This is a genomic window from Nocardia arseniciresistens (genome assembly GCF_046764875.1).
GTDB classification, from domain to species: domain Bacteria; phylum Actinomycetota; class Actinomycetes; order Mycobacteriales; family Mycobacteriaceae; genus Nocardia; species Nocardia arseniciresistens.
Genome location: NZ_JBKORD010000005.1, coordinates 1 through 22,242, shown reverse-complemented (window position 1 = coordinate 22,242; position 22,242 = coordinate 1). Strand labels below are relative to the sequence as shown.

At 66.0% G+C, this 22,242-nt stretch carries 21 protein-coding genes; 11 read left to right on the top strand and 10 right to left on the bottom strand.

Annotated elements, in window-relative coordinates:
* Complete coding sequence (locus ACLMAJ_RS10045) at positions 1–1,749, bottom strand: hypothetical protein (protein ID WP_412013303.1); 1,749 nt, start codon at positions 1,747–1,749, stop codon at positions 1–3.
* 537 nt (positions 1,750–2,286) lie between these two features.
* Here ACLMAJ_RS10045 and ACLMAJ_RS10040 point away from each other — a divergent pair.
* Positions 2,287–3,030 carry a DUF4191 domain-containing protein gene (locus ACLMAJ_RS10040; RefSeq protein ID WP_412013301.1) on the top strand — a complete coding sequence of 248 codons (744 nt, stop codon included), beginning with the start codon at positions 2,287–2,289 and terminating at the stop codon, positions 3,028–3,030.
* A gap of 68 nt (positions 3,031–3,098) precedes the next feature.
* On the opposite strand, the gene ACLMAJ_RS10035 is transcribed toward ACLMAJ_RS10040, so the two are convergent.
* Both ACLMAJ_RS10035 and ACLMAJ_RS10030 read right to left on the bottom strand, forming a co-directional pair.
* Complete coding sequence (locus ACLMAJ_RS10035; protein ID WP_412013300.1) at positions 3,099–3,479, bottom strand: YrdB family protein; 381 nt, start codon at positions 3,477–3,479, stop codon at positions 3,099–3,101.
* Between the two features lie 173 nt (positions 3,480–3,652).
* On the bottom strand, positions 3,653–4,108 hold the full coding sequence (locus tag ACLMAJ_RS10030; protein WP_412013299.1) for an RDD family protein: 456 nt from the start codon (positions 4,106–4,108) through the stop codon (positions 3,653–3,655).
* 251 nt (positions 4,109–4,359) lie between these two features.
* Here ACLMAJ_RS10030 and glnA point away from each other — a divergent pair, with 251 nt between their 5' ends.
* The gene (gene glnA / locus ACLMAJ_RS10025) at positions 4,360–5,796 is read left to right on the top strand and encodes a type I glutamate--ammonia ligase (protein WP_412013298.1); all 1,437 of its coding nucleotides are present in this window, start codon (positions 4,360–4,362) and stop codon (positions 5,794–5,796) included.
* A gap of 193 nt (positions 5,797–5,989) precedes the next feature.
* Here the strand turns inward: glnA and ACLMAJ_RS10020 are convergent, their stop codons facing one another.
* Together ACLMAJ_RS10020 and ACLMAJ_RS10015 are read right to left on the bottom strand one after the other, a co-directional pair.
* A complete protein-coding gene (locus ACLMAJ_RS10020; protein WP_412013297.1) occupies positions 5,990–6,454 on the bottom strand; it encodes a nitroreductase family deazaflavin-dependent oxidoreductase in 465 nt (154 codons plus the stop codon).
* Positions 6,455–6,533: 79 nt separating this feature from the next.
* The gene (locus ACLMAJ_RS10015; protein WP_412013296.1) at positions 6,534–8,528 is read right to left on the bottom strand and encodes a polyprenyl synthetase family protein; all 1,995 of its coding nucleotides are present in this window, start codon (positions 8,526–8,528) and stop codon (positions 6,534–6,536) included.
* A 614-nt stretch (positions 8,529–9,142) separates the two neighbouring features.
* Here ACLMAJ_RS10015 and ACLMAJ_RS10010 point away from each other — a divergent pair.
* The 3 genes from ACLMAJ_RS10010 (at position 9,143) to ACLMAJ_RS10000 (ending at position 11,752) form a co-directional block, all read left to right on the top strand.
* Positions 9,143–10,033 (top strand): tyrosine-protein phosphatase, encoded by an 891-nt coding sequence (locus ACLMAJ_RS10010; RefSeq protein WP_412013295.1) that lies wholly within the window; start codon positions 9,143–9,145, stop codon positions 10,031–10,033.
* 128 nt (positions 10,034–10,161) lie between these two features.
* The gene (locus tag ACLMAJ_RS10005) at positions 10,162–10,287 is read left to right on the top strand and encodes a hypothetical protein (RefSeq protein WP_412013294.1); all 126 of its coding nucleotides are present in this window, start codon (positions 10,162–10,164) and stop codon (positions 10,285–10,287) included.
* Between the two features lie 61 nt (positions 10,288–10,348).
* Positions 10,349–11,752: a M20/M25/M40 family metallo-hydrolase gene (locus ACLMAJ_RS10000; RefSeq protein ID WP_412013293.1), complete on the top strand. Its 1,404-nt coding sequence runs from the start codon at positions 10,349–10,351 to the stop codon at positions 11,750–11,752.
* Positions 11,753–11,786: 34 nt separating this feature from the next.
* Here ACLMAJ_RS10000 and ACLMAJ_RS09995 read toward each other — a convergent pair whose 3' ends face one another.
* Entirely contained in the window at positions 11,787–12,422 is a 636-nt protein-coding gene (locus ACLMAJ_RS09995; protein WP_412013292.1) for a zinc ribbon domain-containing protein, read from the bottom strand.
* Positions 12,423–12,532: 110 nt separating this feature from the next.
* On the opposite strand from ACLMAJ_RS09995, the gene ACLMAJ_RS09990 reads away from it, so the two are divergent.
* Together ACLMAJ_RS09990 and ACLMAJ_RS09985 are read left to right on the top strand one after the other, a co-directional pair.
* Complete coding sequence (locus tag ACLMAJ_RS09990; protein ID WP_412013291.1) at positions 12,533–13,384, top strand: alpha/beta hydrolase; 852 nt, start codon at positions 12,533–12,535, stop codon at positions 13,382–13,384.
* A 9-nt stretch (positions 13,385–13,393) separates the two neighbouring features.
* Entirely contained in the window at positions 13,394–13,858 is a 465-nt protein-coding gene (locus tag ACLMAJ_RS09985; protein WP_412013290.1) for a 6,7-dimethyl-8-ribityllumazine synthase, read from the top strand.
* 30 nt (positions 13,859–13,888) lie between these two features.
* Here ACLMAJ_RS09985 and ACLMAJ_RS09980 read toward each other — a convergent pair whose 3' ends face one another.
* A complete protein-coding gene (locus tag ACLMAJ_RS09980; RefSeq protein WP_412013289.1) occupies positions 13,889–14,833 on the bottom strand; it encodes an endonuclease/exonuclease/phosphatase family protein in 945 nt (314 codons plus the stop codon).
* A gap of 175 nt (positions 14,834–15,008) precedes the next feature.
* On the opposite strand from ACLMAJ_RS09980, the gene ACLMAJ_RS09975 reads away from it, so the two are divergent.
* From ACLMAJ_RS09975 to ACLMAJ_RS09965, 3 genes are read left to right on the top strand one after another with little or no spacing between them, the layout of a single operon-like run.
* Positions 15,009–15,311 (top strand): hypothetical protein, encoded by a 303-nt coding sequence (locus ACLMAJ_RS09975; RefSeq protein ID WP_412013288.1) that lies wholly within the window; start codon positions 15,009–15,011, stop codon positions 15,309–15,311.
* Positions 15,311–17,074: an alpha/beta hydrolase gene (locus tag ACLMAJ_RS09970; RefSeq protein WP_412013287.1), complete on the top strand. Its 1,764-nt coding sequence runs from the start codon at positions 15,311–15,313 to the stop codon at positions 17,072–17,074. Before ACLMAJ_RS09975 ends, ACLMAJ_RS09970 begins: the two co-directional genes overlap by 1 nt.
* A 2-nt stretch (positions 17,075–17,076) precedes the next feature.
* Positions 17,077–17,550, top strand: a complete 474-nt coding sequence (locus ACLMAJ_RS09965; protein ID WP_412013286.1) for a hypothetical protein — start codon at positions 17,077–17,079, stop codon at positions 17,548–17,550.
* Positions 17,551–17,726: 176 nt separating this feature from the next.
* Here the strand turns inward: ACLMAJ_RS09965 and ACLMAJ_RS09960 are convergent, their stop codons facing one another.
* Positions 17,727–18,374, bottom strand: coding sequence for a cysteine hydrolase family protein (locus ACLMAJ_RS09960; RefSeq protein WP_412013285.1), 648 nt, complete (start codon positions 18,372–18,374; stop codon positions 17,727–17,729).
* Between the two features lie 7 nt (positions 18,375–18,381).
* Positions 18,382–18,708 (bottom strand): YciI family protein, encoded by a 327-nt coding sequence (locus ACLMAJ_RS09955; RefSeq protein WP_412013284.1) that lies wholly within the window; start codon positions 18,706–18,708, stop codon positions 18,382–18,384.
* Positions 18,709–18,827: 119 nt separating this feature from the next.
* On the opposite strand from ACLMAJ_RS09955, the gene ACLMAJ_RS09950 reads away from it, so the two are divergent.
* Complete coding sequence (locus ACLMAJ_RS09950) at positions 18,828–19,166, top strand: winged helix-turn-helix transcriptional regulator (RefSeq protein WP_412013283.1); 339 nt, start codon at positions 18,828–18,830, stop codon at positions 19,164–19,166.
* Between the two features lie 33 nt (positions 19,167–19,199).
* Here the strand turns inward: ACLMAJ_RS09950 and ACLMAJ_RS09945 are convergent, their stop codons facing one another.
* Positions 19,200–22,157: a bifunctional [glutamine synthetase] adenylyltransferase/[glutamine synthetase]-adenylyl-L-tyrosine phosphorylase gene (locus ACLMAJ_RS09945; protein ID WP_412013282.1), complete on the bottom strand. Its 2,958-nt coding sequence runs from the start codon at positions 22,155–22,157 to the stop codon at positions 19,200–19,202.
* Positions 22,158–22,242: the final 85 nt, after the last annotated feature.

Below are 22,242 nucleotides of genomic sequence, written 5' to 3'. Positions count from 1 at the left end.
TCAAGGCTGGGGTGCTGGTTCCGGTGCTTCCACGACGTGTGCGGGTGGCGCGTAGACCTCGGTGTTCGAGGCGGGCTCGGGTGGTACTACCGCCTTCGGTTGCGGCGACGAGCAGCCGAAGGCCAGGAACCAGAGAGTCGCAAAGGCGCCCGCGATGACTACGCCGGCCGTCAACTGCTGTGGGAGATGCCGGTTGAGCTGTTGGTGGCTGATGGCGTTGGTCGGGGACGGCTGGCGGGTGGTCAGCGCCGACCGAAGCGATGGCAATCGGAGCCGACGCTCGATGGCGATCGATTTGGGTCGGCTCGGCAATGGTCGTGGGGTGGTGGGCTGCGACCATAGTCTGTTCTCGCGAGGCGGTAGGGCGCTGGGTGGGTGCGGTGGCATGTCGGCATAGCCATCGGCGTAATGGCGGACATCGTTGTAACCACGACCATCACCACCATCACCGAAAACACGACTATCGCTGTAGTCACGCCCGTCAAGGGCATCCGGGAAGTCACGACCATCGCCATATTCGCGACCATCACGACCATCGGCGTACCCACGGCGCCCACGACCATCGTTATAACCAGGACCATCACGACCATCGGCGTGGTCATCCGCATCGCCGGAGTCATCGAAATCGCCGGAGGGGACGCCGACGCCATCAGCGTCGGCGAAACCATCAGCATCAGCGAAGTCATCGGCATAGCCGTCAACCCACGATGACCATTGGCCGGTGTAGGACGATCGCAGTTCACCGGCAGACTCCGGCGGCTCCGCGACCCCTGAATCGTCTTCGGCCTTGTACTGCCCGCCCATGTACCACTCTGGGATTCGGTAAGACCTGGACGGATCCGGGCCGGGATCGGGAACAATCGGCGACACACGATCTGTGTGGAAAGTGCTCGGTGACGGCGGCTCATCGTCGAAATCAGGCTTGATCAACGGCGGCTGACCCACGAGAGGAGACGGGCTCCGACGCGGCTCCCCGTTCGAGTCGGGGGCAACCCATGGTGGCGGGACGGGTGTGGTCGACCACACCGGGTCGGGTCCGGTCGCCGGTGCTGCGGGGAACACCGGGATCGACAAACGGCCCGGACCGGATGCGGTCGAGTTCGGTGCCGTGCTCGAAGCGGCACGCAGTCGGCTTCCCGACGGAAAGCCCTCCTCGACCAGAGCCTCGAGGGTGACCAGCTCGGACATGCGCAAGTCATCGAGCAAGGCGTGCACGTCCTCGGCGTTCCACAGCAGCCTTCGGTCCGCGCTGCGGATGAACCAGGCGCGCAACTGGCTTGGAGTGGCCCCCAGCACCACCGGGCATTCGTGCTGCCACGAATCGACATACGCCGTGATAGCCGCTTCCTCGGGCGGCACCACGACCATCAGCCCGGTGATGTGGGCGTCGACGAGGTGCGCACCAACCAGCTCTTTCAGGTCGCAGACATGACTGCGCAACTGATCGAACCCGCTGCTGTCGTCCTCGCCGGCACTTTCGAACCCGGATCCTCGGCCAGCGGCCCGCACCGGCAAGCCGCTGTGGGCGGCTGCCGGCACGGCCGCTTGCTCGCCGATCACGACGACCGCCTGCGGTGTGATCACCACCAGGTCGGCTTCGCGCACCTTCCCCGTGCGGCCGGGTTCAGGTATAGGACACCCAGCCACGGCCAGTCCCACAATGATGTGGTGCCCGGTCCAGCTCCGCATCCAGTCGAGCACTCGCGGACCGGATCCCGGCGTCGCCGTTGGTTCGTTGATGACCCGCACCGACAGTCACCTCCATCGCGCCTATAACCATCGCCCGTTCAAAGATATTCGCTGCGAGGCTGGACGGCCGACCGAAAGGCACTGCAAGAGCGGGGCATTGGCAGCGCAAGAACAGGCATACGCCGGAGCCTCGGCACCTCCGCCGCCCGCCTCTGCAGCGGGCCGCAGCCTTCGACACGTACGCGCCGACCCTGCGTACCCTCGGCTACGGGCAGGACAGCGCGCACGGCATTCCAACGACTTCGCAGGGTGCACGTCCTGGCCTCCTACTCCACAAACCTCGGGTGATCTCGACGGTGCGTCCGATCCTCGCCTCGATTTCCGCCCAGACCCGGTCGGCCATTCCGTCGGTGACTTCAGCCGCGCCTACGCCGAGCGCGAGCCGACGCCGACGCCCTTGGCCACCTCCCCGCGCGGACACGCCGCGACCCGAATCCAGCTCCGCTGCCCGCCCCGTCGCCTCCCGGTCGCCGCCATTTCTGGTCGCCTGACCGTCCAGTGCGGATCGGCACGCGACGTGGCACTATCCTGTTTCTCATGGCAGTAGGCAAGGGCGGCACGCCGTCGAAGGAAGCGAAGGCCGCGGCGAAGGCGGCCCGCAAGCAGCAGTCGAAAGAACGTCGCCAGCAGCTGTGGCAGGCGTTCCAGATGCAGCGCAAGGAAGACAAGCTGCTGCTGCCCTTGATGATCGGCGCCGTGGTCGGCATCACCGCGGTGTTCCTTGTGGTCGGCCTGATCTTCGGTTTGCAGTGGTTCCTACTGCCGATCGGCCTGCTGCTCGGTGTGCTCGCCGCGTTCATCCTCTTCGGCCGTCGCGTGCAGAAGAACGTCTACGCCAAGGCCGAGGGCCAGGCGGGCGCAGGTGCGTGGGTGCTGGAGAATCTCCAGGGTAAGTGGCGGGTCAGCAATGGCATCGCCGCGACCACCCAGCTGGATGCCGTGCACCGGGTGATCGGCCTTCCCGGCGTGATCCTGGTCGGCGAGGGTTCCCCGCAGCGGCTGAAATCGCTACTGGCGCAGGAGAAGAAGCGTACAGCGCGGCTCATCGGCGACACCCCGATCTACGACGTCATCGTCGGCAACGACGAGGGCCAGGTGTCGCTGAAGGAGTTGCAGCGCTATCTCACCAAACTGCCGCGCAATATCGACGTCAAGCGCATGGACCTCATCGAAGGCAGGCTAAGCGCCCTCAACGCGCGCAGCGGCCCTGCCCTGCCGAAGGGCCCGATGCCCGCGGGCGCCAAGATGCGCGGTGTGCAGCGCAGTATTCGCAGGCGCTGATCTCAGCGCTGTCGAAGCTTGGAAAGGCCCGCGTCCCGGGGACGCGGGCCTTTGCCTATCCCGAGGTACTACGCGGACTGTTTGCCGCTGAGCAGCCACGTGATCCTGTCGTAGGCGAGCAGGTGATAGACGACGAGCACCGTCGCCGAAACCAGCGCCCACCGCGGCAACCCCGCCGCCCACAACAGCGCGACCCCGCCGAAAAGCACGGCGAACTCGACCGCGAGGCGAACCGGGCCTACCACCGCAACAGGCGCGGCTCCGCTGCGGCTGGGATCTCCGGGGACCGCGAAAGTGCCCCACAGGACCGCTGCCGCGATCGGAAGCAGGACCACCAGGATGAACCGCCACGGCGAATCGAACGCCCGCCAGCCGTAGACCCCGAAGGAAGCGATAGCGGTGAGTTCGAGGAGTAGACGAACGGCGAGCAACGCCGGATTCAATGACACCGGCGGAGCCTACCGGTGCAGGCAGGCGGCTGCCCGGCGGTTTTCGGACACTGTCGGTCAACGAGATGTGCCGGTACCTCGGCCCGCGAGCGGACCTGTGATCTTGGCCGCCGTGGACAGTGCGGCCCCGCGCCACCCGGCTCGTCGATGTCGGCCGCGACGTGACCCGCGGGTCAGCGGGCGCGCGCGACTGCGGTGCCGGTGGCGCGGTCGTGCATGCCACGACCGTCTGCGTCGGTGAACAGCGCGGGCACCACGAACACCAGCAGCGCCTGCCGCGCGAGCGCACGCACGAAACCGACTCCGACCGGCGCATCGATCCGGATCACCCGCAGTCGCAGGAAGTACTGGCCCGGCGTGTAGCCGAACAGCGTCACCGCACCGATTCCGATCACGAACCAGATCAACAGGGTGAGGCTGGAGGCGGAGCCACCGCGCACGATCAACAGCGAGATACCGAGCGCGATCATCCAGTCCACGAACAAGGCCACGATGCGGCGTCCCATGCCGGGCAACGATCCGGGACCGGACGGTGGCAGACCGAGAAATTGGCCGGGGTACTCAGGAGTTGCCGGGTCGCTCGGGTCCGTCGGGGGTCCGGAGAGCCAGGATCCGGTGCTGCGTGCCATACCCCCACAATAAGCGCGCCCGACCGGCTGCCGGGCACCGCATAAGGGGAGTTCAGGTCGGCGCACGCCGCACAAGATGGCAGGATTACCATGCTGTTCGAGCCCGGGTGGCCAGCGCCACTCGGCCAGCCGCACGTGTAACACTGGCGAAACACAGCCTTGACTGCCGGGAAACACGGCGTCCATAGCGTCTGGACCCGACGAACCCACGCAATCGACACGGGCTGGGAACCGATCCGTAAGGAGAACAAGTGACGTTCAGCACGGCCGACGAGGTCATCAAATACCTCGCTGACGAGGAAGTCGAATATGTCGACATCCGTTTCAGCGATCTTCCCGGTGTGCAGCAGCACTTCTCGATCCCGGCGAAGGCCTTCACGACCGACCTCGCCGAGGAAGGGCTCGCGTTCGACGGCTCCTCCGTCCGTGGCTTCCAGTCGATCGACGAGTCGGACATGCTCCTGCTGCCCGACTTCAGCACCGCGCAGTTGGACCCGTTCCGCGCCGCGAAGACGCTGAATCTCAATCACTTCGTGCATGACCCGTTCACCCGCGAGGCCTACAGCCGCGACCCGCGCAACATCGCGCGCAAGGCCGAGGAGTACCTGGTCTCGACCGGTATCGCCGACACCGCCTTCTTCGGCGCCGAGGCCGAGTTCTACATCTTCGACTCGGTCCGTTACGACTCCGGCATCAACGGCGCGTTCTACGAGATCGAGTCGGTATCGGGCTCCTGGAACACCGGTGCGAAGGTCAACCCGGACGGCTCCCCCAACCGCGGCTACAAGGTCCGCAACAAGGGTGGGTACTTCCCGGTCGCGCCGTACGATCACTACGTCGACCTGCGCGACAAGATCTCGACCAACCTGCAGAACGCGGGTTTCGTGCTCGAACGCGGCCACCATGAGGTCGGCACCGCCGGTCAGGCCGAAATCAACTACAAGTTCGGCACGCTGCTTTCCGCAGCCGACGACCTGCAGCTGTTCAAGTACATCGTGAAGAACACCGCGTGGCAGGAAGGCAAGTCCGTCACCTTCATGCCGAAGCCGCTCTTCGGCGACAACGGCTCGGGCATGCACGTGCACCAGTCGCTGTGGAAGGACGGCAAGCCGCTGTTCCACGACGAGGCCGGTTACGCGGGTCTGTCGGATCTGGCACGTCACTACATCGGGGGCATCCTGCACCATGCCCCATCGCTGCTGGCGTTCACCAACCCGACCGTGAACTCCTACCACCGTCTGGTTCCCGGCTACGAGGCCCCCATCAACCTCGTGTACTCGCAGCGCAACCGCTCGGCTGCCGTGCGTATCCCGGTCACCGGCAACAACCCGAAGGCCAAGCGCATCGAGTTCCGCGCGCCGGACTCCTCGGGTAACCCGTACCTGGCCTTCGCCGCCATGATGATGGCGGGCCTCGACGGCATCAAGCGCAAGCTCGAGCCGATGGCGCCGGTCGACAAGGACCTCTACGAGCTCCCGCCGGAGGAGGCCAAGAACATCCCGCAGGCCCCCACCAACCTGGCGTCGGTCATCGACAAGCTCGAGCAGGACCACGACTACCTCACCGAGGGCAACGTCTTCACCTCGGACCTGATCGAGACCTGGATCGACATCAAGCGCACCCAGGAGATCGCTCCGGTCAACCTGCGTCCGCACCCGTACGAGTTCGAGCTCTACTACGACGTGTAAGTCGTTCGGTCGTAAAATGTTTCGAGCCCTTCCCGCGTTCGCGCGGGGAGGGCTCGTCCCTTTCGGAAGCTCATAGTTGCGCCACTCCAAGGAAATCAGCCGCGCGGCGAAGAACGCCGCCATTGTAGTGATCGCCACGCGGCCACTGCTGTCTTGAAATGCGCTGTGGCGTATGCGAGCCCGCGCGATGCGTCTAGGGAAGTCGCAACCGCACCATCGGAAGGATGTCGACAGATCGGCCGATGGCGTGTTCGATGGTCGCGCGAAGTCTCGCCCATGCCTTCGGGTGCACGGCGGCATAGCGTTCGAGCGCGCTGGCTGATTGCTCCTGCGTCATCGCGGTCGCGGTGGCCGGTGCGCCGCGGCGGAATCCCGAGGAGACCTTGACCTCGGAGTTCACTTGGATGTTGCGGTACCACTGAGCTTTCGCGCCGAACCCGGAAACGACAATGTACTCATCGGCCGCTGGATGCTCGATCACTTCGAGCACGACGAATCGGGGGGCGCCGGTCGTGCGGCCGGTGTGTTGCAGCATCAGCACGCGGGAGCCGAATACGAATCCCAGTCCGGCGCTGTACATTCGGATCGGCGCGCGCACGAACCAGCGCGTCTGAAGCGCTTTGGCGCCGATTCGCGTTGCGAAGTTGGCGGTAGTCATGGTTTCCTCTCGGGTTGCTGGGTGTCCGTAGCGCCGTCATGGGGGCAACACCTACGCGCCAAGGGTGCTTTGCCGGGGATTACCGCGCGGCGGAAGCCACTTCGTCGGCTGGGAGGTAGATCTCACGGCGCAAACGTTCCAAGTCTGGTGCTGCGGAAGTGGAGGTTTGCGTGTACCGACGGCTCTGATGCACGCGGGGCGCCACGCTCACCATCTCGTAGATCGACAGGTAGTCCTTCCCCTGGCCCGACAGGCCGGGAATCATGCGGATGAGCGCGGGAAGATAGCGGATCGCCTCGTCGAGTTGGGCGCGATGCTCCGCCAGCTGGCGCTGAATCTGCTCTATGGCTTCACCGCGGGTGCAGCCGGTCTCGTGACGGACCGCCCGCACCAGGTTGTAGGGGATGTGATCTGCCTCGTCCTGATCCAACCCCAGCAGGTCGTTCTCCATGAATGTCACCCAGAAGACGAGTTCCTCGAGACGGCGGATCACGGGATGGTTGCGCAGCCTCGACGGCAGTTCCCGGTCCTGGCGCACCTCCACGCCGGCGACAGCTATTTCGATCCCGCCGGTCGACTTCCGCAGCGGCAGGTAGTCGGCCGTAGAGGTGATGTAGCCGGTGATGCGATGGTGCGCTTCGCGTTCGGCGGCTTCGAACCACTCCTCGAGGTTGTCGAGGAACCGCTCCTGCCAGCGGGTAGTGCGGCCCTCGCTCAGGCGCGGCCACAAACTCGCCCAGGCCGTCGGGATCGCTCCGTGCACCTGGGGGTCCTGGCGCACCATCGCCACCAGGCCACGCCTCAGCGCGGTGACGGTTTCCGGGTCGGTCAGCTGCGGATCATCGAAGAGGTCGTCCCACATGAAGGACAGCACGGCCAGGCCAACGGCGGTCTGTTCACGGGCCGCGTCCGCAGGGGCCAAGATCTGTCCCGGGAGCTGGATCGCTCCTGTCCACCGGTCGTAGTCGGCCTCGGCCGGGGAGACGATAAGGCCGGTGTCGACCATCCAGCTTCGCACCCATCGCGTGAGTTCCTGCGGGAGCACATAACTGTGGGCTTTGGGTGGCTGCGGCGCGGGCCGGGAGACTGCGGGCAGCGGAGTTCGCCGGTCGAGTATGGACTTGGCGTAGGCGGTCATCGCGTGGCGGGCGCGCGGGTCAACGGGCAGGTCGGCGAGCTGACCGGCGGCCTGGTCCATGAATTCATCGGCCACCGCCTGTGCTTCGTCCACGGCGCCGGAGGCGATGACGAGCGCACGCGCATGTGCGGCTTGCTCACCCGTCATTCCGCTGCGCAGCAGACGACCGAGCTTTTGATCGCGGGCAGCGGCGCGGATCACGGGCAGGGTGTAGATGCCCTCGGGCAGATCCGCGTTGACCGGCTTGCCCATCTCTTCGGCGGTCGAAGTCAGATCGAGGATGTCGTCATACAGCTGGTAGGCCAGCCCGAAGTGGCGGCCGAACAAAGCCAGCACCTCTTCTTCATCCTCGGAGCGGCCGGCCTGCATCGCGCCCACCCGGCATGCCAGCGACAGCAGCACCGCCGTTTTGCCGTCGATCGCGTCGAGGTAGGCCTGCTCACTGCGAGAGGCCATGTAGAGGTCGGCGGCCTCGATCACCATGCCCGCGCACATCTGCTCACTCGCGATCGACCCCGCGAGCCCTTCGCGCTGGCCGAGTTCGATCAGCATGCGCCCACCCGAGGCCGTCACCGAGTCTCCACCCAAAACGGCCATGTGCGATCCCCACACCACGTTGGCGCTGGGGCGGCCTCGGCGCTGGTAGGCGTGATCGATAACGTCGTCGTGGTACAGCGAGCCCAGATGCACCAACTCGACAGCGGCGGCGGCGCGCACCACCCGGTCCTCGGCCGGGACCGCGGGATCGGTGAGCAGGTAGTACGACAGCAACGTCAAAGTGGGACGGACCAGGCGGCGAGAGGTGTCCGGTCCTTCGTCTGTGAGTGCGGTCAGCTCGGGCCTGCCCTCGAACTGCACGGGGCCGAGAACGTCACGGACGCGGTCCAAGTCCGCATCCAGATGCGGGAAGACAGCCGAATCGATTTCACGTGGCACGCGGGCACTCCTGACTGGTCACATCGGTCATCTACAACACCGCCGATCAATGGCAATTCGACACCACAATCACGCTGAAGATGTTGGTATCGGCTACTTTTGATGCCTCCGCAACTCGGGCGATGCCGGTTGGCGAGGCTGTCGGGGCGAGTGTCTCCCCGATCGACGTTGCGGGGGCAAGCCGACCAGCCAGGGAGTACGTCCTCCCGAAATGATCTACCCGATGGTCGCCGAACTAGCGTTCCGCACCTGAAATCCGCTGTGTAAATGCATGATTCGTCGGGTAGCGACGACGGCCGCCCGAAGAAGGCCGAGCTGATGGCAGCCGAGGCCGACTTGGTGGGATCGCGAGCGGCCCGCACGCCGCCCGCCCGAAACGGCGACTCCGCCCGTCTGCGACCTTGGGCAATCGCAGGTCGGCGTCCGCGTCGGTGTGGTGTGGACGCCGTGCACCACCGAGATGCACTCACGCCAGTCCTGCAAAAGGGTGAATCCCGTTGAACGGAAGGCCAATCCCGTTGGGCAGGAAGAGAATCCCGATCAGCGGGGCAGCTGCGGCGAAAGCGGGGAGAACCGCAGCACGCAGCGCGGCGGGGGTCCTACTGTCCCCCGCCATGAAGATTTCCACTATTTCTTTGATTTCCGCCGCCCTCGCGACATTCGCGCTCACCGCGACCAGTTCACCGCCGACGGCGCTTGCCGAACCGACGGTGCAGACCGCGGCAGCGCGGATCGAGTTGCAAGGTGCGGTGAATGTTCGTGATATCGGCGGATATCGCACCTATGACGGAGCGAAGGTGAAGTCCGGCAAAGCCATTCGGGCCGATTCGCTGGACAAACTGACCGATGCGGATGTACAGAAATTGGGCGGCTTGCACCTGAAGGCGGTCATCGATCTGCGCACGCCCGCCGAGGTGCAGTTCTCGGGCCAGGACAAGGTGCCCGCGGGGGTGCAGCAAGTGGCGCGGCCGATCGACGACACCGGACTGTTCCAGCAGATGCTGGCGGCCATTCAGTCCCGCGATCCGCAACGACAGGAGGAGTTGCTCGGCAACGGGCGCGCCGAGGAGATCATGCAGGGGGTGTACCGGAGCTTCTTCACCGCGGACTCGCTCGCCGAGTTCGGTCAGACGATCAAAGACCTCGCCGCGACCGATAAGGCCACTCTCTTCCACTGCACCTCGGGCAAGGACCGGACCGGCTGGACGACCTACGTGCTGCTGCGCGCGGTCGGCGTGCCGGAACAGACTGCGCGACAGGACTATTTGCTTTCGAATCAGTTCCGCGCCGCCGCCGATGCGAAGCTGCGCGAGGACGTGAAGCGGGCGGGCTTGATGCAGAACCCCGCACTGTTGATTCCGCTGCAGGAAGTCCGTGACGCATACCTGGATACCGCGGTCGACAAACTCGAAGCCGACTACGGCGATTTCGGGAAGTTCTTGACGCAGGGCCTCGGCCTCGACGGCAGGACCATCCTGCAACTGCGCAAGAACCTGGTCGGCTGATTCGCCGAGAATGGCCCGTCGTGCTCGCGAACGACGGGCCATTTTCGCGCGCGTGCACAACCACCGGGTGACCGACACCCCGGTTCCGGGGGCTGGACAGCCGACCTGGCGCCGTCGATAGTGCTCAGGTGAGCGTGGGTGCCGTGGTGTTGCGCGCGTTGGTCGGGGCGCTACTGCCGCTGCTCGGTGCGCCGTCGGTCGCGCTCACGGCCGAATGGCGCGCCGCAATCTCCCCCTCGGCCCCGATGTGTTGAACAATGCGGTGGTGCCCATGAATCTGCCACCGACCAGCGCACCGACCGACACCGGTGATCGATGACCGGCGACAGCGCACGCACCACCGCCACCACGGTCGACGCGGCCGTCGCCGAGCGGTTGGCGCAAGCACTGCGCTGCGTCACGGTCTCGGCCGACGAGCCCGCCGCCGACGATCACCAGGAATTCACCCGATTGGGCGAGCATCTGGAGCGATCATTCCCGCTCGTGCACGCCGAACTCGAGTTGGAGCGGTTCGGCCACAGCAGGCTCTACCGCTGGTCGGGCACCGAGCCGGACACGGTGGCGGCGATACTGCTCGCCCATCAGGACGTAGTTCCCGTCGATGACCCGGCGCGCTGGACACATCCGCCGTTCGCGGGCATTGTCGACGACGAATTCATCTGGGGCCGTGGCGCTATCGACGACAAGAGCCGCGTACTCGCCATCCTGGAAGCGGTCGAGTCCGCGCTCGCGGCGGGCATCCGGCCCGAACACACCCTGTATCTGGCCTTCGGCCACGACGAGGAGGTCTTCGGCGACAGGGGCGCGGTCCAGATGGCGCAACGGCTGCGTGACGCGGGCGTGCACGCGGACCTGCTGCTCGACGAGGGCGGCGTGATCACCGAGGGCCTCGTGGAAGGCGTGGACCAGCCGGTGGCCTCGATCATGTTGGGCGAGAAGGGCTATGCCACCATCCGGTTGTCGGTGTCGGAGGTGGGCGGGCATTCGTCCATGCCGGGCCGCCAGACCGCGGTCGGCCGCATCGCCCGCGCGGTCGGCCGCGTCCAGGACCATCCGATGCCGTTGCGATTGACCCCCCTGGTGGCCGACATGCTGGCCAGGCTGCGCCATGCCATGCCCGCCTCCCGTCGCCGCCTACTCGGCCTCGCCGGGCTTGCCGCACCGTTGATCACCCGGGTGATGGCCGCGACGCCGCAGACCGAGGCGCTGGTGCGCACCACCACCGCGCCGACGGTGATCCGCGGCGGCGTGAAGGCCAATGTGCTACCGCAACAGGCCGAGGCATTGGTGAATTTCCGTATCCTGCCCGGTGATTCGGTGACCTCGGTGCTCGAGCATTGCCGGAAGGCGGTGCGCGACGCCGGCGTGCGCGTCGAACTGGTCGGCACGACCTCGGAGCCGACCGACCCCGCCGTGCCCGGCGCCGGGTTCGACCTCATCGCCCGGCTGGCCGAAGCCGTTGTTCCCGGTATCGCGGTCACCACCGGCCTCGTCCCCGGCGCGACCGATGCCAGGCACTACGACGATCTCGCCACCGCACGCTGCAATTTCGCCCCCATCGTCATGACGCAGGCCGACCTCGCGACGATCCACGGAACCGACGAGCGCATCTCGCTGGTGAACTACGCTCGGCTCATCGAGTTCAACAGGCGGCTGATCGACCATTTCGCACCCGCGTCGAGGACCGCGCCGCCGCAGACATCAGGAGCCGACACTTAACGCTTCTCCTCGCTGAAGGCAGGAGATCCACAGCTCAGACCGCAACCGAACCACCCACCCGAGGGAGGTGACCCGCTTGTCTCACATCGTCGACACTGACGTGGCCGCGTTCTGCCACAACCAGAACCACCCTGGCAGCGTTCCGATCCCAACAAGCGGTAAACCCGCAGTCGGTGCATCGGAAAGTTCTCTCGCACAGTTCCAGTCGCTTGGCTCTCGCAAAACAATCACTGCACGTCATCGAAGTAAAGGCAGGCTGAACGAGCACCACCCTCCGGCCAGCCCGCACACCACGCTCGATCAACTCTCGCTTCGCCGCACCGATCGCCGCGTCCGCGGCTTTGCGGGCCATCGTGGACTTCGCCAGGAACTTCAGCTTGAAGTCCTCCACTGCGATCAACCCATGATGGGCGACAACATGTTTCGCCCACACCCGCGAATCATGTCGGGTCTGCCGCGCCGCTTTCATGTGCAACCGCGCAGCTTCCCGGGTGGCCCGCTTATAGCCGCCGGACTGCGGGTGCCCCTTGCCGCTGTGGCGGCGAGCCATGCGGCGTTGCGCTTTCGCGAGTTCCGCGGCGCACCGTTTCCGGTGCCCCTCCGCGAGCAACGCCCGCTCCGCCTGCACGCCAGGGCGCAGTCGGTAGCTGTAGCGCACCACCTCGGTCATGCTCGGCAATGTAAACGACACCACCGACATATCTTTGCGACCCGACCTCTGGAAGGAGGATGGCGCTCCCTCTCCCTCGTGAACGAAGGAGCATCCGCGCCAAACACCCGATGACATCAGACAGTCCCGAGTCCGACACCAGTGAATTCGAAGGACGTGGCGGCCGAGTCGCCTGGCGCGCCTGGTTACCCGACACCACCGCACGGGCGGTGATCGTGCTCGTGCACGGGGTCGCCGAGCACTCTGGCCGCTACACCCATGCCGGCAAGCTGCTCGCGGCCTCCGGCTTCGCCGTCTACGCGCTCGACCACATCGGCCACGGCAAGTCCGCGGGCAGTAACGCCAACATCGGGTCGATGGACGCTGCCGCCGACAATGTCGCCTTCATGCTCGACCTCGCCGGCCGCGAGCATCCGGACGTGCCGCGCTTCCTTATCGGCCATTCGATGGGCAGCCTCATCGTGCTGTACCTGGCCACTCGGGCGCCGATCGATGTCGAGGGCATCGTGCTCTCGGCCCCGCCGCTCGATATCCCGATCGGCAATCCGTTGCAGCTGCTGCTAGCACCCGTGCTGTCGCGGCTGACGCCGAATCTCGGTGTGCTGACGCTGGATTCGTCGATGATCAGTCGCGATCCCGAGGTGGTCCGCGCCTATGACAACGATCCGCTCGTCTTCCGAGGCAAACTCCCCGCCCGCACCGGCACCGAGATCCTGAATGCGACCAAGGTGGTCAAGGGGCGGCTCGACAAGCTCACCGTGCCGCTGCTGGTGCTGCACGGTACCGCGGACGCCATCGCAGCGCCGTCCAGTTCCACCCTCATCGAAGAGGGCGCGGGCTCGAAGGATCTCACCGTGATCCGCTACGAAGGGCTCTATCACGAGATCTTCAACGAGCCCGAGCGGGACAAGGTAATCGCGGATGTCGTGGACTGGCTGGAAGCGCACGTTACCGAGAAGTAGGATCCGACCATGGGCACTACCACCGGATCCGTCGCTTTCATTCGCGCCATGTGGCACAGCTCGATCGTCGGCAAGGCATATGAGGGCTTCACCGCCGAGTACGCCGACCTCGGCTTCGATGCCGCGACCATCGACGTCTTCGAAGTACCCGGCGCGTTCGAGATCCCGTTACACGCCAAACGCCTGGCCAACAGCGGCAAGTACGCGGCGATCGTCGCGGCGGCACTGGTCGTCGACGGCGGCATCTACCGGCACGATTTCGTCGCCACCGCGGTGATCGACGGCCTGATGCGGGTACAGCTCGACAGCGACGTGCCCGTCTTCTCGGTGGTGCTCACCCCGCACCACTTCCACGAACACAGCGACCACGTCGGCTACTTCACCGAGCACTTCGTGACAAAGGGAGCTGAGGCCGCTCGCGCGATGGCGACCACCCTCAGCTCCCTGCGCGCATTGCCCGCCGTGGTGCCGTGACCCGCTAGCCGTCGCGGAACCGCAAGGCCGTTATCCGTTCAGCCGGACCCTGGCGATCATGGCCCGATGGTCGGATCCCGGCACAGTCAGTGTGCGGACCTCGTCGCAGGTCGCGTCGGCGACCAGGATGTGGTCGATGCCGATCACCGGACCCCACCGGCGATCGTTCGGGAAGGTGAGCAGCGGCCCCGCGCCCGCCAGCTCGGCGGCCGCGGTGAAGCGCCCGCGCGACAGGTCGCGAAAGGCCGAATGATCGCGCGTCGCATTGAAATCCGCGCCTACGATCGCCGGACCCTGTTGCGCATCGAGGATTTCGTGGATCCTGCGCATCTCCGAACTCCATGCCGGGAAGTCCAGTGACGGCGGAATCGGATGGAAGGCGAACACCGCGACCGCCCCTGCTCGCGGATGGTCCATCGTCGCCGAGACCTGGTTGAGCACGAATTTGTCGTACTTCTCGGTGTCGCGCAACGGGTACCGGCTGTAGATCCCGGTGCCACCACCGCCGGAGGTGGGCTCGAGGTACTGATACGGCAGCGACCGGGCCAGGCCCGCCGCCGCGAGCCTCGCGACGATGTCGGCGGTGAGCTCGTCGGTGGTCAGCACATCGACCCGATTGTCTTCTACCGCACGCACCACCGTCTCCGCATCGGCCTCGCCGAACAGCAGATTCGACTGCATCACAACGACTTCCGCCCCACTGGCCGCATGTCCGTCCGATACGAAGATGGGCAGCTGTGTCCACACCACCGCGGCGAGGAGCACCCCCGCGGCCGCGGCGCTGCGCCAACCTCGCGCGATCAGGAACAGCACCAGGCCGACGACCGCGCCGATCATCAGATACGACGCGCCGGAAGCGACGAGCACGACCAGCTGCCGCTGCCACGATCCGAAATACAGAACGACACCGGCGAACCCGGCCGTGAACGCGCACCACCCCAACCCGAGCAGCGCCCGGTCCGTCCATTTACGCATGCCTCGAACTCTAAGCGCGCTCGGTGCGCGCGCCGTGTCGACCTCGTGGAGATTCGGTGTGGGCCCACCTCCCACGTCCCGGCCGGCCCGCGATCGGCCTCGGCGACACAATTCCGGCGACAGTGGAACCGATCGGCCCGCGGGCGCGTCAATGTCAGGAGAAGGAGGGAAAACCATGGCGAACGGATCCGAGTCGATGGGTATCAGCCCCGATCAGCTCACCGCGATCACGTCGAGCTGGCGCAGGGACGCCGACGCGATCGAAGCACTCGTGTGGTCGGCGCTCGCGGGCGCGACCGGTGCCGGCAGTGATGTGCTCGCCGCGGTGCGCGCGTGCGCCGATCCCGCGAAACAAGCGATGACCTCGATCGCCGATCGGTTCGACACTATGGCAGGCCTGGTGGACAAGTACTCGGCGAACGTCGAGGCCGAGGACGGCGAGATCGCGCGCGAGTTCGACACATTGAGCGCCCGCTGATGCGCCCGACCATCGACGTGCTCGCGGGCTGGAACCTCGGTGCCCTCGTCACAGCCGCCGAGACCGCCCGCAACAACGCCGCGGCGCTGGACGCCTCGCTCAACGACTGTTCCCGCGTCGTCGACGCCGCGCACGACTGGCACGGTAAGACCAAGGATGCCGCGTTTCGCCGCACCAACGAGGAAACCGACCACGGCTACGAGGTCCGCAACATCCTCTATCGGATCGCCGACGACTCCGACGACGCGGCCCGCGAATTCCGGCACGCCCGCGAGTTCGTGCTGACCGCCAAGCGTCTGGCCGAGGATCAGGGTTACGCCATCGCACCGACCGGTTTCGTCACCCACCCCGATCCCGAGCGGACCGCAGACGCCGCGACCATCCAGTCGAACCTGCTCGGTGGACTCGACGAAATCGAGCGCATCGACACCACTTTCGGCGCGAGCCTGCGCGAGCACCAGGCCGACCTCGCCGCGATTCGCGATGGACAGCACGATGTGACACTCCCCGACGGCACCCGCGCGGACCCCGACCAAGTCATCACCCGACTGGCTGCCATGCCCCCCGACCAGCGTGCCGCCCAGCTGGCAGGGCTGAGCCCGGACGATATCCGCCAACTCGTCGTCGCAGACCCTGAGCAGCTCGGCAACATGAACGGCGTCCCCTTCGTTACGCGAATCGCCGCCAACGAGATCAGCATCCGCAATTCCCTCGTCCACGAAAAGCAGAAGTCCGATCCCGATCAGGGTCGAATCAAGCAGCTCGAGAACATGCTCGCACCGATTCCGGATCCGTCGAATGCCACGAGTCGGGACCAGACCGTCCCGGCCGGCGCCACGGCGCCGGACTACATGATCGATCGCAAGTTCGTGATGTTCTCGACCGAAGGCAACGGCCGGATGATCGAGATGGTCGGTGACGTGAAACCGGGCGTGCCCGGTGCGGGGGTCTATGTCCCCGGCACGAGTACGAACCTGAACGGGTCCGATTCCAACACCACCGCGGCGTGGAATCTCGCGCAGCAGAGCAGGTCACCGATCTTCCTCTATATGGAGGGCGACTTCCCACAAAATCTCGCCCCCGACGCCGCGCAATCGCGCTGGGCCGAGGACATGGCGCCGAAGTTGGTCGATTTCGGCAGGGAGCTCGACCGTGAGATCGGCGCGCACGCACCGGGAACACCGGTGAGCTATATCGGCCACTCCTACGGTGGCGTCATCGTCGGCACGGCCGAGCAGGAGGGCCTGCGCGCCGACCGCATCCTGCATGCGTCCTCGGCGGGCACGGGCATCCACGAAGGGCCGTGGCAGGACCCGAACCCCCGGGTGCAGCGGTATTCCATGACGGCACCCGGCGACCCGATCGGGATAATCCAGTCCACCAGCCAGAAGAGCCTCGGCGACGACCCCGACACGGCGCCCGGCGTCACGCGCTTGGATACCGGGTATTACGGCACGGATCGGGACGGGCACAAAGCAGGCGAGATCATCTTCGGACAGAACGGCCACGGCAGATACTGGGACGACCCGAAATCGGATGCCTTCCACAACATCGTGGACGTGATCACCGGCGGGGAAGCCACCGCCTATGTGGAGCGCGAGATCGAGTCGAACCATGTCGAGGTGCACCTCGGCGACGACAACAATTGGGGGCGGCAAATCCACGATGTCCTGGTCGCGCGCAGGTACGGTGCCGGGGACCCGTACGGCAATCCGCACGTGACCAACCATCCCGAGCTCGGCCCGAAGATCGGAGTCGGATAGAGATGTTCGGTCGAGTCGTCGGCTGCGCCCTGGTTTTGGCGATGGCGGGGTGCGGCTTTTCCGAGGGGCCGACGAACGCGAACATCGCGAAATCCGGTGGGCCTACGGTCGATAGGGCCGAGCAGGTGGTGCGCGACAATGCGCGAACTGTATGGCCGGTGGCGGTGCGGTCCTTCGCGGTAGTGCGGTCGGGCTGCCGCAACAACCAGTCGATGATGGGCTACGGGCCGCCGTGGGTACTGACGCTGGAACAATCCCTCGTCGATCCACCGCAGGACTTCGTCGACTCCGCGCTGGCGAAACTCGAATCGATGACCGAGCGCGGCTTCGTCCGAGAACCCGATTGGTCCCAGATCGACGATCCGGCGAATCGGTCCTACACAGACGGAAGGGGCTATCGCCTCACCGCCTACCTCGACACTGCGGGCCCCCGCACCTTCCGCATCGCGTCGGTGTCGCCGTGCGCGACCCAGTAGGCACCGTGACAGACATCGCGAATCCGAGGTCATCGACCGGTGTGCGCTGGATCGATCGTGACCGAGAAGCGTTGCGGCACCGCCGTGCTGATCTCGAACCATGGGGTGGCCAGATCAGCACGGCGGTGTCCTGCCGCGCGAGGTCACCCTCGGTGACCCACGACCGTGCCGAAGTGTCAGTCGCGTGGTCGACTCAATGCCGTGGTGAGAGTGGCGGTGTCGGTACTGAGCGAGCCTCCCGCGAACTCCAGTGTCGCGTGCGAACGTCGCGCGGCTTCGGGATGTCCCGCACCGCAGGCGTCGGTGACCACGACCGGGAAGTAGCCCAGGTCCAGGCTATGCCGGACGGTGGGTTCGATGCCGACCTCCATGGCGATGCCCGCGATCGCGTAGGTGTCGATTCCGCAGTCGCGCAACGCGATATCCAGCGGCGTCGCGGCGAAAGCGGACATGGTGATCTTGTCGAAAACCATCTCGTCGGGGCCGGGAGCGAGCTCCGGTACGAGCTGGAATTGCGGCGAGCCCTGCGGGAAGCTGGACTGTACCTCGGCCGGGTCGTCGATCCGCTGCCATGCCATGGCCATACGCAGCTGGGAGACGCCCGCGATGGGTGCGGGCAGCGACATGTGCCGGGTATAGAAGACCCGGAACCCGTTGGCTCGCGCCGCATCTCGCAGCTGAACACAAGCCTGCACGATCTTGTCACCGTCCGGAACCTGGTTGACGATGCCGACCTGCATGTCGTAGATGATCAACGCCATGCGGCTCGGATCGCAGGCGTCTTCGAGGTTTTGCGGGATGTCGAGACCGAATGCTTTTCTCATACCGGACTCAATTCGTCCGGTCGTATGGCTCGGCGAGGTCGACCTTCGGGTCCATCAATGCCTCGAGCGGCAACGGCGCCTGCACCGGAACGTAGGTCCATTCCAGGTAGCCGGCCTTGGTCAGCGGGAAGTCGGCGACATACTTCTTTGCTTCCTCGACGCTGTCGACCTCGAACACGATGACCACCCCGGGCTCGTCGGCTCGCGCGTAGTTCTCCCGCACGATCCCCGCCTTCCACAGCCGCCAGACATTGGCGACCTCTTCGGGCAGGTACGGGTTGATGGTCTCCATCGTCACACCGGGCTTGAAACGGTCGAAAACGATGACCTTCATAGCTTTTGGACTCCAAGTCTGTAGATGCTGATGCGGCACAGCCGCGGGACATCACTATGAAACCCGGATGATTACAGTGTTACAAGAACGCACTTTTTTGTGAGTACCGGAGGCGAGAGATGGGTGCGCAGAAGCGCTACAACTGTGCGGTGGAGGTGACCGTCGACCTGATCGGCGGCAAATGGAAGCCGGTGATTCTCGCCCAGCTCAAGAAAGGTGTACACCGCTACGGCGAGCTGCGCCGACTGATGCCCGCCACCAGTGAGAAAATGCTGATCCAGCAGCTGCGGGAGCTCGAAGCCGACAATCTGGTCGAGCGGACCGTCTTCGACACCGTGCCGCCCCAGGTCGAGTACCGATTGACCGAGGAAGGCTGGAGCCTGGTCCCGGTGCTGACGGCCATGTTCGAGTGGGGCACGAAGCGGGCCGACCGAGTGGACATCGAGTTGCCGGGCTGAGCGCATCCGCCGTCGCACGGCTGCGGAACTCGGTTATTCCCCGAACACCCGCTCCACGACCGCCTTCGCCCTGCGCGTGATGCGCATGTAGTTGTCCAGGAATTCGCTGCCATCGTCGTTCGGCCAGCCCGCTACCCTCGCGACGGCCGATAGTAGGCGGCCTGGGCCGGGCAACTGGTCGGCGGGCTTACCACGCACCAGGACAAGGGCATTGCGGGCCTTCGTCGCGGTGAGCCAGGCATCACGAAGCAGCGCGACGTCTTCGGTGTCGAGCAGCTCGGTCTGTTCGATGACGTCGAGCGATTCCAGGGTCGAGGTGTTGTGCAGGCGGAGCACATCGTGGGCGTGCCGCAGCTGCATCAGCTGCACCGTCCACTCGATATCGGCGAGCCCGCCGCGGCCGAGCTTGGTGTGGGTGGCCGGGTTGGCGCCGCGTGGCAGCCGCTCGGAATCCACCCGCGCTTTGATCCGCCGGATCTCGCGCACCGCGTCCGAGGACACCCCGCCCTCGGGGTAACGCACCTTGTCGATGATGTGCAGGAAGCGGACCCCCAGCGCCTCGTCGCCCGCCACCTGATGTGCGCGCAGCAACGCCTGCACCTCCCATGGTTGCGCCCACTGCTCGTAGTAGGCGGCGTAGGCGGCCAGGGTCCGCACGAGCGCACCGTTGCGGCCCTCGGGTCGCAGCCCGGCATCCACCTGCAACGGCGGATCGGTACTCGGCGCGCCGAGCATCCGCTGTACCCGCTCGGCGACACCGTTCGCCCACTTCACGGCCTTGGTCTCGTCCTCGCCGGGACGTGGATCACAGACGAACAGCACATCGGCGTCGGAGCCGTAGCCCAGCTCCTTACCGCCGAGCCTGCCCATGCCGATCACCGCGAGATCGGCGGGCGACGGCGCGCCGCGTTCGACCTCGCTGGCCCGAATCACCGCGCGCAGTGCGGCTTCCAGCACCGCGACCCACACCGAGGACAGCGCACGACAGACCTGCTGCACGTCGAGCATGCCGAGCAGATCCGCCGATGCCACCCGCGCCAGCTCGTGCCGCCGCAACGAACGCGCCGCCGCCACAGCACGTTTCGGATCGTCGTAGCGTGCCGCCGCGGTGAGGATGCCGCGCGCGACGTCTTCGGGTTGCGGACTGAGCAGCAGCGGTCCACCCGGGCCGTCGGCGTACATCCGAATTGTGTCCGGTGCGTTGATCAGCAGATCTGGCAGGTATTCCGACGAACCGAGCACGATCATCAGTCGCTGCGCGATGGCTCCTTCGTCGCGCAGCTCGCGCATGAACCAGATCTGGTCGTCGAGCCCTTCGGACACCCGCCGGTAGGCCAGCAGTCCGGCGTCGGGATTCGGTGTGTCACCGAGCCATTCGAGCAAAGTCGGCAGCAGCAACGCTTGAATGCGCCCCTTGCGCGAGACCCCACCGGTCAGTGCCTTCAGGTGCCCGAGCGCATGCTCCGGCGCCACATAGCCGAGCGCGGCCAGCTGCCGGATAGCCGCGTCCGGGCTCAGCCGGACCGCGTCCGGTTCGAGCTTGACCACCGATTCGAGCAACGGTCGATAGAAGAGCTTGGCGTGTAATCGCCGCACCCGCACCGAATTACGTCGAATCTCGTTGCCGAGCACACCCACGGCGTCCTGCCTGCCGTCGGGCCGGATATGCGCGGCGCGAGCCAGCCAGCGCATTCCTTCCTCATCGTCGGCAGCAGGCAAGGTGTGTGTTCGTTTGAGTCGTTGCAATTGCAGCCGGTGCTCGAGCAGCCGCAGAAATTCGTAGGAGGCGGTGAGGTTGGCGGCATCGTCGCGGCCGATATAGCCCCCCGCGGCCAGCGCGGTCAACGCCTCCACGGTGCCCTGCACGTGCAGGTTCTCGTCCACCCTTCCGTGCACCAATTGCAGCAACTGCACAGCGAATTCGACGTCACGCAGGCTGCCGCGCCCGAGCTTCAGCTCGCGCTCGCGCAGATCGGCGGGTACCAGATCTTCCACTCGACGCCGCATCGCCTGCACGTCGGCCACGAAATCCGGTCGCTCCGAGGCGGTCCAGACCATCGGCATCAGCGCGGCACGGTACTGCTCCCCCAGCTCCAGATCCCCGGTCATCGGCCGCGCCTTGAGCAGTGCCTGGAACTCCCAGGTTCGCGCCCAGCGTTTGTAGTACGCGATATGAGATTCCAAGGTGCGCACCAGAGCACCCGCCTTGCCCTCCGGCCGCAGCGCCGCGTCGACCTCGAAGAAGGCCGCGCTGCCCACGCTCATCATCTCGGCGGCCAGCCGGGCCGCCGTGGCGTCGGCGGGCTCGGCGACGAACACCACATCGACGTCGCTGACGTAATTCAGTTCGCGCGCACCGCTTTTGCCCATAGCGATGACCGCGAGCCGCATCGCAACCGGCTCGTCTTTGCACACCCGGCTCACCGCGACCGACAGCGCTGCGGTCAGTGCGGCATCGGCAAGGTCGGTCAGATGCCGCCCGACGACCTGATACGGCAATACCGGTTCGTTCTCCACCGTCGCCGCGAGATCGAGTGCGGCGAGCAACATCAGCTGATCGCGATACCGCTTGCGCAACAAGGCAACCGACTCCGGACCGGATATCCCCGCCCGATACAGCATCGCCGTCGAGTTCGGACTTTCCGCGGGCACGGCGTCCACCGTGGCCAGTAGATCCGCGATCAATTCCTCGCGACTCGGCAACTTGTCGCGCCGCAGCAGCCGCCACGCCGCCGGATCGGCGACCAGATGATCGCCGAACGCACTCGACGATCCGATCAACGCGAACAGTCTGCCGCGCAACGATTTGTCGACTCGCAGCGTCGAATCCAGTTCGGCCCACTCGTCGCCCAGCTCAGCGCGCAACCTGATCACCGTCAGCAACGCGAGGTCCGCGTCCGGCGACCGCGACAGCGCCCACAGCACCGGAATGCTGTCGACGTTATCCCACGCCAGCTCTCGCAATGACTGGGCGGCGGGGGGCGCGAGCAACCCCCGCCGCCCGCCCCCCGGGACAGCTGGACCGGCCGCCCGGGGCCGGCCCCAATGTACAACCTAGTTGGCCCGGGGCCGCGTT